The sequence below is a fragment of the Bradyrhizobium huanghuaihaiense genome, from assembly GCF_025200885.1.
In the GTDB taxonomy this organism is placed as follows: domain Bacteria; phylum Pseudomonadota; class Alphaproteobacteria; order Rhizobiales; family Xanthobacteraceae; genus Bradyrhizobium; species Bradyrhizobium huanghuaihaiense.
This window is the reverse complement of the sequence record NZ_CP104172.1, coordinates 9494566-9509781: the sequence shown is the minus strand read 5'-3', so window position 1 is coordinate 9509781 and position 15216 is coordinate 9494566. Positions and strand designations below refer to the sequence as shown.

Here is a 15216-nt window from a genome sequence, read left to right as displayed (position 1 = left end):
GTGGCGGATTATCGGGACGCAGTCCCGCGGGATGAGCATGGCTGGCAGCCGCCGGGCCGGTGATGCTTTGGGTTCCATCGCCGAAATGCTAGAAGGCTGGCCGCATGACCCTCGCAAAGCCGGCCTTTCCCGCGCCTGACCATGATCACGGCCGCTGCACCGCGGACGCGCTGGCGCATGCCGAGGAGGTTTGCGAGCAGCGCGCGCAGAAATTCACGCCGATCCGCCGCCAGGTGCTGGGGGCGCTGCTCTCCAGCCATCGCCCGCTCGGCGCCTATGAGGTCATCGACGAACTGGCAAAATCGATGGCGCGGCCGGCGCCGATCACGGTCTATCGTGCTCTCGATTTCCTGATGGCCAACGGCCTCGTGCACCGCATCGAGAGCCGCAACGCCTATCTGGCCTGTGCCGCCCATGACCATGACGCGACCTCGGCGGTGGCGTTCCTGATCTGCGAGCGCTGTGGCCTCGTCGGTGAGATCCAGTCGGGGTCCTTTGCCGGGGATCTCAACGCCGCCGCACGCAGCTCGGGCTTCGCACCAAAGCTGTCTGTGGTGGAGATCACGGGCGTCTGCGCCCATTGTCAGAAAATGTCTTGAAGCAACAACGGCGCAAAGCCGGATCTCAGGAAGAAATGTCCGTAACCCAAGCCAACCCGTCTGCCGGCCGTCCTCTCAGCGCCGGTGCCATCGCCCTGATGCTCATGCTGTGCCTGACCTGGGGATTCAACCAGATCGCGGTGAAGCTGGTGCTGCCGGACATCCCGCCGATGCTCCAGGCGATGATCCGTTCGATGGGCGCGCTGCCGGTGCTGTTCATCATCGGCACCCTGCGCGGCGTGAAATTCTTCGAGCGTGACGGGACGTGGAAGGCCGGCCTGATCGCAGGGCTGATGTTCGGCATCGAGTTCGTGCTGATTTTCCAGGGCCTGCGCCTCACCTCCGCCTCTCGCGCTGTGGTGTTCCTCTACACCGCCCCGTTCTTCGTCGCGCTCGGCTCCTACCAAGTGCTCGGCGAGCGGCTTGGCGCTTCGCAATGGCTGGGTCTTGCCATCAGCTTTGCCGGCGTCGCGCTTGCGATCGGCGTGCCGCAGCCCAATGTCGATTCGCATGTCCTGCTCGGCGACCTCCTGATCGTCGGCGGCGCCGGGCTCTGGGCGGCAACCACGCTGGTCGCCAAGGGCACACGGCTGCGCTTCGCCGCGCCCGAGAAGGCGCTGGGCTATCAGGTCGCGACCTCGATCCCGATCCTCGGGCTGGCGGCCTGGCTGTTTGGCGAATCCATCACCCACACGCCGGCGCCGCTGTCCCTCGGCCTGATGGCCTTCCAGGCGATCTGGGTCGTGGGAACCACGTTCACGCTTTGGTTCGCGCTGGTGAAGGCCTATTCAGCCAGCAAATTGTCCGCTTTTACCTTCATCACCCCTTTGTTTGGCGTGGTGGGTAGCTATTTCATCATGCACGACACCCTGAGCCTGACATTCGGGGCCGCTGCGGTCCTTGTAATTGCTGGGCTTTTTCTGGTTAACCGTCCCAGCCAAACGGCTGCGGCGCCGCGCGATGCATTGCTGAACGTCACCAAAACCTGATATTTGGACGCCATGAACAAGCTCGAAAACACCATCGATTCCGACATCGCGGGCCCCGCGCCCCGGCATCGCACCACCCAGGTCAAGGTCGGCGACGTCACTGTGGGCGGCGGCGCGCCGATCGTCGTGCAGTCGATGACCAACACCGACACCGCCGATATCGACGGCACCATTGCCCAGGTCGCAGCGCTCGCGCGCGCCGGCTCCGAAATGGTCCGCATCACCGTGGACCGCGAGGAGGCTGCTGCCGCCGTTCCGCACATCCGCGATGGCCTCGCCAAGCGCGGCATCACCACGCCGTTGATCGGCGACTTCCACTATATCGGCCACAAGCTGCTTGCGGCCTATCCGGCCTGCGCCGAGGCGCTCGCCAAGTACCGCATCAATCCCGGCAATGTCGGCTTCAAGGACAAGCGCGACACCCAGTTCGCCGACATCATCGAGATCGCGAACAAGAACAGCAAGCCGGTGCGCATCGGCGCCAATTGGGGCTCGCTCGACCAGGAACTGCTGACCAAGCTGATGGACGAGAACGCCGCCTCGCCGAACCCGCGTGACGTGCGCGCGGTGACGCGCGAGGCCATGGTGCAGTCCGCGCTGCTCTCGGCCGCGCGCGCCGAAGAGCTCGGCATGCCCAAGGACCGCATCATCCTCTCCGCCAAGGTCTCGGCGGTACAGGACCTCATCGCGGTCTATCAGGATCTCGCCTCTCGTTCCGACTACGCCATCCATCTCGGGCTCACCGAAGCCGGCATGGGTTCGAAGGGCATCGTGGCGTCCTCGGCCGCGCTCGGCATTCTCCTGCAGCAGGGCATCGGCGACACCATCCGCATCTCGCTGACGCCGGAGCCCGGTGGCGACCGCACCCGCGAGGTGCAGGTCGGCCAGGAGCTCTTGCAGACCATGGGCTTCCGCACCTTCGTGCCGCTGGTTGCGGCCTGCCCCGGCTGCGGCCGCACCACCTCGACCACGTTCCAGGAGCTGGCGCGCTCGATCCAGGATTTCATCCGCGACGAGATGCCGACCTGGAAGACGAAATATCCGGGCGTCGAGGAGCTCAACGTTGCGGTGATGGGCTGCATCGTCAACGGCCCCGGCGAATCCAAGCACGCCAATATCGGCATCTCGCTGCCCGGCACCGGCGAAGCGCCGGCCGCGCCCGTGTTCGTCGACGGCAAGAAGTTCCGCACGCTGCGCGGCCCGACCATCTCCGCCGACTTCAAGGCGCTGGTGATCGACTACATCGACCAGCGCTACGGCCAGGGCGCCAAGGTGCCGGCGCCTGCGGCGGAGTGATTTCGCTCCGCTAGCGCCTCATACTCCGCCGTCGTCCCCGCGAAGGCGGGGACCCATAACCACAGGCCGTGGTTATGGTGCGGGTCGTAGTTACCAACTTTCGCAAAACTAAATCCTGTGGTTATGGGTCCCGGGCTCGCGCTACGCGCGCCCCGGGACGACGGCTGTGTTTGCGTTGCAGATTGCGTATCTGTCACCGCGCGTTACGATGACTCCCAACCAAGAACGATCGGGAGACACGCCATGAGCTCACTCGCCGGCAAGCAAGGCCCGCGCTATCGCCACACCGCCGAAGACGGTGCGGCTTACGAGACCATCGCGGTCGAAAAGCTCACCCCCATCATCGGCGCGGAAATCTCCGGCGCCGACATCGGCAAGCTCGTCTCCGATGACTCTCGCTCCAACCAACAGATGGACGAGATCCACCGTGCGCTCGCCGAAAACCTCGTCATCTTCTTCCGCGACCAGCACATCACGCCGCAGCAGCATCTCGCCTTCGGCCGCAAGTTCGGCGAGCTGCATTTTCATCCGGCCGCGCCGCACCAGGATGAAGACCCGGCCTTGATGAAGATCTACGCCGACAAGAACTCGCCGCGCGCCAATGGCGAGGGCTGGCATTCCGACGTGTCCTGCGATCTCGAGCCGCCGATGGGCTCGATCCTCTACATCAAGCAATGTCCGCCGCGCGGCGGCGACACGTTGTTCGCCAACATGTATGCGGCCTACGAGGCGCTGTCGGACCGCATGAAGGCCTATCTCGACGGGCTCATCGCGCTGCATGACGGCGAACCGATCTATCGCGGTCTCTATGCGAACTATGGCGTCGCCGACAGGCCGAGCTATCCGCACGCGGAGCATCCCGTCGTGCGCACGCATCCGGTCACGGGCAGAAAGGCGCTCTACGTCAACCGCGGCTTCACCCGCCACATCAACGGCATCCCGCGCGACGAGAGCGACGCGATGCTCGCCTATCTCTACCAGCACGCCGAAAACCCGCTGTTCCAGTGCCGCTTCCGCTGGACCGAGAACGCCATCGCCTTCTGGGACAACCGCTGCACCCAGCACCGCGCGATGTGGGATTACTGGCCGCATACGCGCTCGGGCACGCGCGTGACAGTGAAGGGAGAGAGGCCGGTTTGATCCCTCTCGTGCCCCGGACGCAGCGTAGCGCGCACTTACGCGGTGCGCTGCAGAGCCGGGGCCCATTCTGGCGGCAAACTGGGTCCCGGCTCTGCGTCGCGTCATTTCAGGCCGCGCCGCGTCCGGGACACGAGATCATCCTTGCGTTGACGTCTTCCCGCTCCCGCGCCAATCTTCCCAAAAAACAAATCGGGAGGGTCTGCCATGCTCCGCGCAGAGGACAATAAATTCCTGACCGAGTCCGGCCCCGGCACGGGCATGGGCGAATTGCTGCGCCGCTTCTGGATTCCCGTCCTCCTCTCCGAAGAGCTCCCTGAACCCGACGGCGAGCCGAAGAAGATCGTCGTGCTCGGCGAGGAGCTGCTCGCCTTCCGCGACACGCGCGGCGTGGTCGGTGTCATCGACCAGTACTGCCCGCATCGCGGCGCCAATCTCTGGCTTGGTCGAAACGAGGAGTGCGGCATCCGCTGCGTCTATCACGGCTGGAAGTTCGACACCGACGGCCGCTGCGTGGACATGCCGACCTCCTATCCCGATCTCAACGCCAAGGATCTCATCCGCATCAAATCCTATCCGGTGCGCGAATGGGGTGAGATGATCTGGGCCTATATGGGCCCGGCGGACGCGATGCCCGAGCTGCCCGATCTCGAGATGGCGCTGCTGCCGGCCTCGCACCGCTACGTCAGCAAGAAATGGCAGGACTGCAACTGGGTGCAGGCGCTGGAAGGCTCGATCGACACCGCGCATTTCACCTTCGCCCATCTCTCCTTCGACAAGGAGGAGAACGAGATCCTGGACATCAAGAAGCATTTTGTGAATCCGCTTCAGCGGATGTCGAGTGACCACATGCGCTGGATTGCCGAGGACCCGCGTCCGGTGATCAAGGTCACTCCGCACGAAGCGGGGCTGACGATTGCCGGCGGCCGGCTTACCGGCAGCGACAACATCTACTGGCGCATCGCGCAGTTCCTGATGCCGTTCCATGCCTATGCACCGAGTGCGATGCCAGGCGAGAACATTTTTGGCCAGACCTTCGTGCCCGTCACCGACACCAATTGCTGGATCTATACTTATGCCTGGAATCCGGAGCGGCCGCTGACGCAGGCCGAGCGCGACGCCTACGATCGCGGCAATGGCGTGATCGCAGAGGTCGACGACAATTACGTACCGCTGCGCCACAAGGGCAACGACTACCTGATCGATCGCAGGCTTCAGAAGACCCGGAGCTATACCGGCATCAAGGGCGTCTCCGAGCAGGACGCTGCCGTGCAGGACAGCCAGGGCCCGATCGCCGATCGCACCCGCGAGCATCTCGGCCCGACCGATCTCGGCATCATGCGTTTCCGCAAAGTCGTCATGGAGCTGGCGCGCGCGCTCCAGCAGGGCGAGCCGCCGCCGCAGGCCGCGCATCAGGACCGCTACGCGGTGCGCTCCGGTGCCTGCGTCACCAGCAAGGCCAAGGACCTGCCCGCGGTGATGCTGGAACGTTTTGGCGACGTCGCCGGCTTCGTCGGCCGTCCCAGGATTGCGGCAGCGGAGTAGCGCTTGAGGCAATCGCGCAGCATCATCGCAGCTCTTCTTGCGCCGCTGGTCGCGTCGATCCTGCTGACGTCGTTCGCTGCTGGTCCCGCCGCTGCCGCGCGGAAAACTGCGAAATCCAGGCCGCCGCCATCACCGGTCAAATGCGAGATGCCGAAATTCCGGATCGTCGTGGATGTCGGTCACACCCCGGACTCCTACGGCGCCTTGAGCGCGCGCAACGATCCGGAGTTCGGCTTCAACTTCCGGCTCGCAAGTCTCATCACGACGAAGCTCAAGTCCGAGGGCTTTGCCGCAACCCGCCTGCTCGTCACGGACGGCAAGGCGCGGCCGAGCCTGTTCAAGCGCGTCGGTGCCGCCAATGACGGCCGCGCCGATCTCTTCCTGTCGGTTCATCACGATTCGGTGCCGGACAAGCTGCTCGACACCTGGGAATTCGACGGCGCGAAGAGCTATTTCAGCGATCGATTTTCGGGCCACTCGCTGTTCGTCTCCGAGCGCAATCCGCAATTCACCACCAGCCTGAAATTGGCGCGGATGATCGGCAGGCAGTTGAAGGAGCAGGGCCTGCACTATGCGAGCCAATACACCTTGCCGGTGATGGGCCGCTACCGGCGCCAGCTGCTCGACAAGGATGTCGGCGTCTACCGCTATGACGGGCTCATCGTGCTGTCGCGAACGAGAAGCGCCGCCGTGCTGCTCGAAGCCGGCTCCATCATCAACCGCGACGAGGAGATGGAGATGAACTCGGCCGAGCGGCAGGAGCTGATTGCAGGGGCGGTGGCGGCGGCGGTAGGGGAATTTTGCGAGAGGCGGTAGATCGCCTCGGTGTTTCAGCCCGTCATTGCGAGCGCAGCGAAGCAATCCAGAGTCTTTCCGCGGCAGCAGTCTGGATTGCTTCGCTGCGCTCGCAATGACGAGAGGGCTATAGCGGCCCGCCCCGGTACTCCCGGTTCGCCAGGCTCGCCTCCTCCAGATCGAGGTCCCGCTCGATCCGGCGCCTTGTCTCGTCGGTGATCTGGCCGTCGCGCAACAGGTCGTGGATGAATTTGCGCTCGGCGTCGATCAGGTTGCGGGTCAGTGCGGTGCCAGCGGCGGAGACGTCGTGATGGGCGGGATCGAGTGAATCGGGCAGCTGGTTGACGCGGATCTCGTGGCGGGCGCGCAGGAGCCGCATCACCTCGTCGGAGATTTCCTTTTCCGCGGTCAACGCATCGAGCGACTTCAGCGCGGCGTCGAGCGCCTGGCGTCGCGCCGCGATCTCGGCCTCGTGCTCGCTGACATGCTCATGGCGGCCCGCTTCGGCGACGCCGAGCCAGCGCACTACGGGCGGCAGCGTCAGGCCGACGCCGATCAGCGTCACGAAGATGACGCCGAAGGCGACGAACAGGATCAGGTCGCGATAAGGAAAGGCCTCGCCGCCGGGCAGCGTGAACGGCAGCGCCAGCGCGGCCGCCAGCGACACCGCGCCGCGCACGCCGGTGAAGGCGAGCACGAACGGCCATTGCCATGGCGGCGACGGATCGCGCTCGCGCAGCGATTTGGAGAGGATCCGCGGCAGATAGGTCGCGGGATAGAGCCAGGCGAAGCGCGCGGTCACGATGATCGTCAGAACGACGGCGGTCGCGATCAGGATGTCGTCGAGCGGGAACGCCTTCGACTTCTCGTAGAGCGCGCGCATCTGGAAGCCGGTGAGCAGGAACAGCAGGCCCTCGATCAGGTAGATGATGAGGTCCCAGAAGAAGATGCCCTGCAGGCGCGTCGCCGAGGAGATCAGCAGCGGGCCGTTCCAGCTGACATAGAGGCCGCAGGCGACGGTCGCGATCACGCCGGAGCCGCCGACATGCTCGGGCAGCCAGTAGGAGACGTAAGGCGTGATCAGCGACAGCGTCAGCTCGACCTGGGGATCCCTCGACCATTTGCGGAAGCGCAGCGAGAGCCAGCCGACGCCGATGCCGAAGGCGATCTCGCTGGCCACGATCAGCAGGAACTCGCCGGCCGCGAGCGGCAGCGAGAAATGTCCGACCATGATGGCGGCGAGCGCGAAGCGATAGAGGATCAGCGCGGTGGCGTCGTTGGCGAGCCCTTCGCCCTCGAGGATGACCAGGAGCCGGCGCGGCATATTGAGGCGGCGCGCGATCGCGAGCGGGGCCACCACGTCGGGCGGCGCGACGATCGCCCCGAGCAGGAAGCCCACGGTCAAGGGCAGGCCGATCAGATAATGCGTGGCGGCCGCCACCAGCGCCGCAGTGAAGATCACCGCGCCGACCGCGAGCAGCACGATCGGCCGCAGATTGTTCCTGAACTCGCGCCAGCTCATGGCGACGCTCGCCGAATAGATCAGCGGCGGCAGCACCATCAGCAGCACCAGTTCCGGCGGCAGCTCGACCGGCGGCATGCCCGGCACGAAGGCGAGGCCGACGCCGGAGAGCATCAGCAGGATCGCAGGCGCGATGTTGAAGCGGCGGGCGACCAGCGCGGTGCCCGCCAGCACCGCGAGCAGGATCAGGAAGGTCTGGAATTTCGCTGCGATCATGGCCTGTCTTGGCCCGGAAGCGGCCAAGAGGTCAATGCGGCGGTCTTACGCCAGCCGCTCCGCCACCATGCGTCCGATGCGGGCGAACACGGCCGCGATCTGCGCAGCATTCGGCGTGCCGCCCTGGGTGTAGGCCGCGATCAGGATCGGCGCATCCGGCTTGTTGTCGAGCTTGGGCCAGACCACCGCGATGTCGCCCGACGCATCCTTGCCGTTGTTGCCGGTCTTGTCGCCGATGGTCCAGTCCGCCGGCAGGCCGCCGCGCAGCCGGTTCGCGCCGGTCTTGCAGTTCACCATCCAGTCGGTGAGCTGGGCACGTGATGCCGCTGACAGCGCTTCGCCCGTCACCAGCCGGCGCAAATTGCCCGCCATTGCGGCCGGCGTCGTGGTGTCCTGGGGATTGCCGGGCGGCGAGCGGTTGAGCTCGGGCTCATTGTGGTCGAGCCGCGAGGTGGTGTCGCCGAGCGATCGCCAGAATGCGGTGAGCGTGGCCGGCCCGCCGATGCGCGCCAGCAGCAGATTGGCACAGGTGTTGTCGCTGAGCTCGACGATCGCCTTGCACATCTCGGCGACCGACATCTTGCCGGCCGCGAGATTGTGCTTGGCAACCGGCGCGTAGTCGAGCAGGTCGGCCTGGCCGTAAGCGATCATGGCCGCAAGCTGCTCCTCGCCGCGGTCGACCCGCGCCAGCACGCAGGCCGCAAGCGAAGCCTTGAAGGTCGAGCACATGACGAAGCGCTCGTCAGCCCGCCAGGCGAGCTTCTTGCCGGTTGCGAGATTCTCCGCATAGAGCCCGATCCGCCCGCCGCTGTCGCGCTCATAGGTTTCGAGCTCTGGCGGCGCCTCTGCCGCAAGCGCGGGAGAAGCGGCCATCCAGGCGAGCGAGGCGAGCAGGGAACGGCGGTCGAAAAGCATGGGGGACTTTCAGGTGAGTGGAGGCGGGAAATTTGGCGGATGATGCATCCGCCGCGTCATTGCGAGCGCAGCGAAGCACTCCAGTCTGTCTCCGCGGAGGGATTCTGGATTGCTTCGCTACGTTCGCAATGACGGAGACTGGGGAGCGAGTGCGCCCGATTTCGGGCAGCGGAGGGCTTTGCCCTTCACTCCCTCAGGTCATACCTGTACGATTTCGACACGATCTGCCAGCCATCTGCGAGCTTCATCGCCACCAGGTAGTCGGTGAAATAGCGCGGCGGCAGCTGGCAGCGGACCTTGATGAAGGCGGTCTTCTCGTCCGAGCGGTCGATGGTGACGATGAAATCCTCGCGCGGCTTGCCTTCGGCCTTGGCGGAGGCGCGCTTGCGCACGCGGTCGAGCCAGTCCGGCACGGTCAGGACCTGAAGCTCGCCCTTCTCGACCCAGCGCAGATCGGCGGAGGGATGGAAGATGGCGCCGAGCTTTTCGGCGTCGCCCTCATAGAGCCCGTCAAAGTAGGATTGCACGACGGCTTCGACGCTCGAACGGTTCTGGCTCATGGGTCATCCCTTTGCATGATGGCTTGGGCGGAACTTAGTCGTACGCATCATAATGCGCTATGGGTGTGTCAGCCATTTGCGCGAAGGCCTCGCCATGACCGGATCAGAAAATTCGAACGCTCGTATCCTGACCGGCGAATGCTATTGCCGCACGGTGCGCTTTGAAGTGGCGGACGCGTTCTCCTATGCGATGAACTGCCATTGTTCGAACTGCCGCCGCACCACCGGTTCGGCCTTCAAGCCGTTCGCCGGCATCGCGCAGGAGAAGCTCCGCATCGTCCAGGGCGGCGACCAGCGGCTCATTTTCGGGGACGACACCACCCATGACGCCCACTGCGCCCGCTGCGGCTCGCTACTCTATTCTCGGGTGCGGGAGGGAAAATGGGTCCATGTCGCTATGGGAACCCTGGTCGATGCCCCCTCGATCCGGCCGAGCGCCCATATTTTCGTAGGCTCGAAGGCGCCCTGGCACGAGATTACGGACGATCTGCCGCAGTATCGGGGACATATCGGTTCCTAGGGGAACCGGCCCGCGCCGCGCGTGTCGCCGAACCCCGATCGCGCTGGCGCGACAAACATAGAGGGTCTTTCGGCCTGTCGTCGATGCCGCCTTCGTGACCTCCATCACAAGCGCCGGCGATGGGTCCTGCTAGAGCGATCCCAAAGGGGGCCCGGATGGCCCTGAACTTCGGAAGCCGTGTCATGCGCAACCTGCTCAGACTTTGCCCGCTTCTCCTCGTTGCCACGCTGCTGCTTGGCGCCGAGCCCGCCTTTGCCGGAAAGCGCGTGGCGCTGGTGCTCGCCAACTCGGCCTACCAGCACGCCCCCTCGCTGGCCAATCCCGTCAATGACGGCGCGGTAATGGCGAAGACGCTGAAGGAGGCCGGTTTCGACGTCGTCGAGTCCCGGCACGATCTGTCCGCCCAGGATACGCGGCGCGTGCTGCGCGACTTTGCCGACGCGACCCGCACTGCCGATATTGCCGTGGTCTACTATGCCGGTCACGGCATCGAGGTCGAAGGCTCCAACTATCTGATCCCCGTCGATGCCAGGCTCGAGCGTGACACCGACGTCTACGACGAAGCGCTGTCGCTCGACCGCGTCCTGGTCGCGGTCGAGCCCGCCAAGCAGCTCCGCCTGGTGATCCTGGATGCCTGCCGCGACAATCCGTTCGGCAAGACCATGAAGCGCACGATCGCCTCGCGCGGCATCGGCCGCGGTCTCGCCCAGGTCGAGCCGACCAGCCCCAACACGCTGATCGCCTATTCGGCCAAGGCCGGCTTCACGGCGCAGGACGGTGACGGCGCCAACAGCCCGTTTACGGTCGCGCTGTCGAAGCATCTGACGACGCCGGGCCTCGACGTCCGCCGCGCCTTCGGCTTCGTGCGCGACGACGTGCTGAAGTCGACCGGCAACAAGCAGGAGCCGTTCGTCTATGGCTCGCTCGGCGGCGACGATGTCCCGCTGGTGCCGGTCAAGGCGGTGGCTGCAGCACCTGCGGCGAATCCGCAGGCCGACATGCGCCGCGACTACGAGCTCGTGCTCCAGGTCGGCAACAAGCCGGCGTGGGAAGCCTTCCTGGCCCAGCACCCTGACGGCTTCTATGCGAACCTCGCCAAGCTGCAGATCGACAAGATCCAGGCCGAGCAGGCCCATGCGGCGGCGATCGAGAAGGCGAAGCAGGCCGAGGCCGAGCGCGATCGTCTTGCCGCTCTCGGCGCGCAGAAGGATGCGCAGGCCAAAGCTGCGGCCGATGCAAAGGCCGCCGAGCAGGCCCAGCTCGCCGCGCAGAAGGCGAAGGAGCAGGCGCAGCAGCAGGCGGCCGCCGCCGAGCAGCAGCGCGTCAATCTCGCCGCCTCGGCGCCGAGCACTGCGCCGGCCAGCACCGCGGGCCCGGCCGGCACCAACGTTGCCTCGCTGACGCCGGCGGCGACGCCAGCCGATCTCAGCCGCTCGGTGCAGACCGAGCTCGGCCGGGTCGGCTGCTTCTCCGGTCAGGCCGACGGCAACTGGACCACGTCCTCGCAGCGCTCACTGTCGCAGTTCAACCGCTATGCCGGCACCAAGCTCGACGTGAAGGTCGCGAGCACCGACGCGCTCGATACGGTCAAGTCGAAGCCGTCGCGGGTCTGTCCGCTGGTTTGCGAGCATGGCTTCAAGGCCGACGGCGACAAGTGCACGAAGATCGTCTGCCGTGAGGGCTATGCGGTCAACGACGACAATGAGTGCGAGAAGCAGCGCGCCGCCAAGCCGGCCAAGCCTGCAACCGCCAAGCGCGACGACGGCGACGAGCGTCCGGCACGGCAGCGCCGTCAGGCCGGCGGTGCGGCGGCCGAAGCGGCAGGCGGCTACGGTGCAGCTGCCGGCATCGCTGCCGCCGGCCGTCGTTCGGGTGGCGGCCAGGTCTTCTGCAACAGCAGCGGTTGCCGTCCGGTCAGCCGCGGCTGCCATCTTGAATATCGCGGCGGCGGCGGCCCCGGCAACGATGCCAATGCCGAGGTGTGCAACTGAGCTAATCGGGTCGTCCCGGTCTAGTGCGCAATTGCGCACGGGGGCCGGGACGACACCTACGTCGAAATCGCGCTCGCCGCGATGTTCACCGTCAGCGCCAGCAAGGCCGTATTGTAGATGAAGGACACGATGCCGTGGGCGGTGGCGGTGCGGCGGATGGTCTTGTCGGTGATGCCGACGTCGGAGACCTGCGCGGTCATGCCGATCACGAACGAGAAGTAGATGAAGTCCCAATAGTCGGCGTGGTCTTCCTTGTCGCCGCTCGGAAACTGCAGGCCGCCCGGCTTGGCGTTGCGATAGTAATCATGGGCGTAGTGCAGCGCGAAGGTGGTGTGCACGGCGGCCCATGACAGCGCGATCGTGGTGATCGCGATGGTCAGCTCCAGCGCCCCCCGATGTGGCGTGCCGAGCTCGGAAACGATCGCCGCGATACTGGCGAAGGCGCCGATTGCCGTCACCAGCAGGATCACGAAGCGGCCGTCATCCTGCATCGCGGCAGCGCGGCGGATGTGCTGGTGGTCGTTGCACAGCATCATCGCATAGACCAGCACGAGATAGACGGCGATCAGCGCGTCCCAGCCGAACAGGAGCCGCGTCACCAGCCGGTGCGAGCCCGGCAGCAGCAGGCTGACCAGGATGCCGGCCGCGAGCGCGATGAAGGTCCGCGGCCGTGCATAGATCAGCCGCACCGGCCGCGACATCTTGCGGAAGCGGACGAGGACGGGGTCTTCCTTGTCGGTGGCCATAACGGTGACGGCTCCCTCGCTCAACTCTCGTTGTCGCCGCATCGCAGGTGCGCTCCCTCCCCCGCTTGCGGGGGAGGGGTGGGGAGAGGGTGTCTCCACATTCGAGAACCCCCAAGAGGAGGGAACCCTCACCCGGCGCTTCGCCTCGGCGTTCTTAAGAACGGCCGCCCGGAGTTGCTAGCTCTTCCGCTCGGCGACGAAGCGCGCGGCGGCTTGCAGCACGGCGGCGCGGTCGCCGAAGATCGAGACGGCGCTGTCGGCGCGCGCCAGCAGGTCGCGCACGCGCTGCTTGGCGCCTTCGATGCCGAGCTGGGTCACGAAGGTGGTCTTGCCGAGCGCGGCATCGGCGCCGGCCGGCTTGCCGAGCGCGGCGGCATCGCCTTCGACGTCGAGCAGATCGTCGGCGATCTGGAAGGCTTCGCCGAGCGCGCGGCCGTAATCGTCGAGCGCCTGATATTCCTTCTGCGAGGCCTGGCCGAGGATCGCGCCGGCGATGCAGCCGTAGCGCAAGAGCGCACCGGTCTTCATCTGCTGAATGCGGGCGACATCGATCGGTTCGTTGCCGCCGAATCGGCCTTCGCCGGCGAGGTCGAGGATCTGGCCGCCAACCATGCCGCCGATGCCGGCGCAGCGCGCCAGCGCGCGCGTCAGCAAGAGCCGCACATTGGCGTCGCGATGGATCTCGTCGCGGGTGACGATGTCGAAAGCGAGCGTCAGCAGGCCGTCGCCGGCGAGGATCGCGGTGGCGTCGTCGGTCTGCTTGTGCAGGGTGGGGCGACCGCGGCGCAGGTCGGAATTGTCCATCGCCGGCAGATCGTCATGGATCAGCGAGTAGCAGTGGATGGATTCGAGCGCGGCGCCGACGAGCAGGGCCGCATCGCGCGGCACGCCGAACACCGCGGCGCTCTCGACCACCAGGAACGGCCGCAGGCGCTTGCCGCCATTCAGGCTCGAATAGCGCATTGCGTCCATCAGTCGCTTGGGCCGGGCGATCTCATCGTGCAGGATGTCGTCCGACAGCAGGCGCCCGAGCAGGGCTTCGGTGTCATCAGCGGTCTTGTCCAGACGGTTGGCGAAATCGGACGGGGACGTGCCGGTCATCAAGAAAGGCTCCAGAACTAAAATTCGGCGGGACAATCCTTTATGCGCCCGCCCCAGTCAATCGTTTGGAAGGCCTAAAAAGTGCTGGAAAAGGCCCGAATTATCACAGACTTAATGGTCCAGCCCGTGGCCGCGGTTCAGTTTGCGCCGGAAAGGTCGATTTGCGCATCGTCAAGATCCTGCTGGTGGTGCTCGCGGTCGTGGTCCTCGCGCCCTATGTGATCGCGCCGTTCTACCGCGCCGGCCACCCTGTTTCGACGCTGATGGCCTGGCGCAGCTTGCGCGGCGCGCCGATGCAGCGGGAGTGGATCGATCTGGCTGATATGTCGCCCTATCTGCCGCGCGCGGTGGTGGCAGCCGAGGATGCTCATTTCTGCAAGCATCATGGCATCGACTGGGGCGCGCTGCGCGAGGCGATCGACGACGCGCGGGAGGACGGCACCGCGTTCCGGGGCGCCTCCACCATCACCCAGCAGGTCGCAAAAAACCTGTTTCTCTGGCAGGGGCGCGATTTCATCCGCAAGGCGCTCGAATTCCCGCTGGCGTTGTGGATCGACCTGGTGCTGCCCAAGGCCCGGATCCTGGAAATTTACCTCAACATCGCCGAGCTTGGCCCCCAGGGCCAGTTTGGGGCGGAGGCGGCCAGTGCCTATGCCTTCGGCAAATCGGCCGAAAACCTCTCGCCCCGGGAGGCCGCGCTTCTGACCTCGATCCTGCCAAATCCGGTCAAACGCAGCGCCCGGACCCCGGGACCGGGCGTCCGGCGGCTGGCGGCCACCTATATGGCGCGGGCCCAGGCGAGCTCGCTTGTGACCTGCTGGCGGGAAAATCGCTGATTCCGGGCCCTCTTCGGACGTATTTTCCGGTCCAAAAGCCTAGCTTTACGGCCAGCCTTCCTCTATAAGCCCGGCCTTGATCGGCATTCAGCTCGCCTCGTATTGCGGGTGCTGAGCCGTCCCCTCCCGGACGATGCCCCGATAACACCAATCCCTAGAGGATATTGAAATGGCCGTTCCGAGAAGAAAAACCTCGCCGTCGCGCCGTGGCATGCGCCGCTCGGCAGACGCCATCAAGAAGCCGACCTATGTGGAAGACAAGGACTCCGGCGAGCTCCGTCGTCCGCACCATCTCGACCTCAAGACCGGCATGTACAAGGGCCGTCAGGTCCTGAAGAAGAAAGAGTCCTGAGTTCAGGACCTTATCTTTGGGCAGGATGATTAAGCCTGCCTGATTGCGGCCAACCCATGAGATATGGCAGTGACGGCGGCGGAGCCAATGCTTCGC

The 15216-nt window shown here is 65.6% G+C and carries 15 protein-coding genes; 10 read left to right on the top strand and 5 right to left on the bottom strand.

Translation table 11 applies throughout. The features are described from left to right. Positions 1-104: 104 nt before the first annotated feature. The 6 genes from N2603_RS44265 (at position 105) to N2603_RS44240 (ending at position 6382) form a co-directional block, all read left to right on the top strand. Complete coding sequence (locus N2603_RS44265) at positions 105-599, top strand: Fur family transcriptional regulator (RefSeq protein WP_260387159.1); 495 nt, start codon at positions 105-107, stop codon at positions 597-599. Positions 600-634: 35 nt separating this feature from the next. Beyond that, the gene (locus tag N2603_RS44260) at positions 635-1588 is read left to right on the top strand and encodes a DMT family transporter (RefSeq protein ID WP_260387158.1); all 954 of its coding nucleotides are present in this window, start codon (positions 635-637) and stop codon (positions 1586-1588) included. Positions 1589-1600: 12 nt separating this feature from the next. Further along, positions 1601-2884, top strand: a complete 1284-nt coding sequence (gene ispG, locus N2603_RS44255) for a flavodoxin-dependent (E)-4-hydroxy-3-methylbut-2-enyl-diphosphate synthase (RefSeq protein ID WP_018644357.1) — start codon at positions 1601-1603, stop codon at positions 2882-2884. 243 nt (positions 2885-3127) lie between these two features. Then, positions 3128-4024, top strand: coding sequence for a TauD/TfdA dioxygenase family protein (locus tag N2603_RS44250; RefSeq protein WP_260387157.1), 897 nt, complete (start codon positions 3128-3130; stop codon positions 4022-4024). Positions 4025-4228: 204 nt separating this feature from the next. Then, on the top strand, positions 4229-5566 hold the full coding sequence (locus tag N2603_RS44245; RefSeq protein WP_260387156.1) for a Rieske 2Fe-2S domain-containing protein: 1338 nt from the start codon (positions 4229-4231) through the stop codon (positions 5564-5566). 3 nt (positions 5567-5569) lie between these two features. Next, the gene (locus tag N2603_RS44240; RefSeq protein ID WP_260387155.1) at positions 5570-6382 is read left to right on the top strand and encodes an N-acetylmuramoyl-L-alanine amidase; all 813 of its coding nucleotides are present in this window, start codon (positions 5570-5572) and stop codon (positions 6380-6382) included. Between the two features lie 106 nt (positions 6383-6488). On the opposite strand, the gene N2603_RS44235 is transcribed toward N2603_RS44240, so the two are convergent. From N2603_RS44235 to N2603_RS44225, 3 genes are all read right to left on the bottom strand, one after another. Next, the gene (locus N2603_RS44235; protein ID WP_260387154.1) at positions 6489-8099 is read right to left on the bottom strand and encodes a Na+/H+ antiporter; all 1611 of its coding nucleotides are present in this window, start codon (positions 8097-8099) and stop codon (positions 6489-6491) included. A gap of 45 nt (positions 8100-8144) precedes the next feature. Beyond that, positions 8145-9014 carry a class A beta-lactamase gene (gene bla, locus N2603_RS44230; RefSeq protein WP_260387153.1) on the bottom strand — a complete coding sequence of 290 codons (870 nt, stop codon included), beginning with the start codon at positions 9012-9014 and terminating at the stop codon, positions 8145-8147. 185 nt (positions 9015-9199) lie between these two features. Then, positions 9200-9574, bottom strand: coding sequence for a nuclear transport factor 2 family protein (locus tag N2603_RS44225; RefSeq protein WP_260387152.1), 375 nt, complete (start codon positions 9572-9574; stop codon positions 9200-9202). A gap of 94 nt (positions 9575-9668) precedes the next feature. Between N2603_RS44225 and N2603_RS44220 the strand changes: the two genes are divergently transcribed. Then, positions 9669-10094: a GFA family protein gene (locus tag N2603_RS44220; protein ID WP_260387151.1), complete on the top strand. Its 426-nt coding sequence runs from the start codon at positions 9669-9671 to the stop codon at positions 10092-10094. A 182-nt stretch (positions 10095-10276) separates the two neighbouring features. Then, entirely contained in the window at positions 10277-12085 is a 1809-nt protein-coding gene (locus tag N2603_RS44215) for a caspase family protein (RefSeq protein ID WP_260387150.1), read from the top strand. A gap of 56 nt (positions 12086-12141) precedes the next feature. On the opposite strand, the gene N2603_RS44210 is transcribed toward N2603_RS44215, so the two are convergent. Continuing rightward, a complete protein-coding gene (locus N2603_RS44210) occupies positions 12142-12831 on the bottom strand; it encodes a DUF1345 domain-containing protein (protein WP_260387149.1) in 690 nt (229 codons plus the stop codon). 177 nt (positions 12832-13008) lie between these two features. Further along, the gene (locus N2603_RS44205) at positions 13009-13932 is read right to left on the bottom strand and encodes a polyprenyl synthetase family protein (protein ID WP_260387148.1); all 924 of its coding nucleotides are present in this window, start codon (positions 13930-13932) and stop codon (positions 13009-13011) included. A 161-nt stretch (positions 13933-14093) separates the two neighbouring features. Here N2603_RS44205 and mtgA point away from each other — a divergent pair, with 161 nt between their 5' ends. Both mtgA and rpmF read left to right on the top strand, forming a co-directional pair. After that, positions 14094-14768, top strand: coding sequence for a monofunctional biosynthetic peptidoglycan transglycosylase (mtgA, locus tag N2603_RS44200; RefSeq protein WP_260387147.1), 675 nt, complete (start codon positions 14094-14096; stop codon positions 14766-14768). A 169-nt stretch (positions 14769-14937) separates the two neighbouring features. Continuing rightward, positions 14938-15120: a 50S ribosomal protein L32 gene (gene rpmF / locus N2603_RS44195; RefSeq protein ID WP_007598106.1), complete on the top strand. Its 183-nt coding sequence runs from the start codon at positions 14938-14940 to the stop codon at positions 15118-15120. Positions 15121-15216 lie beyond the last annotated feature (96 nt).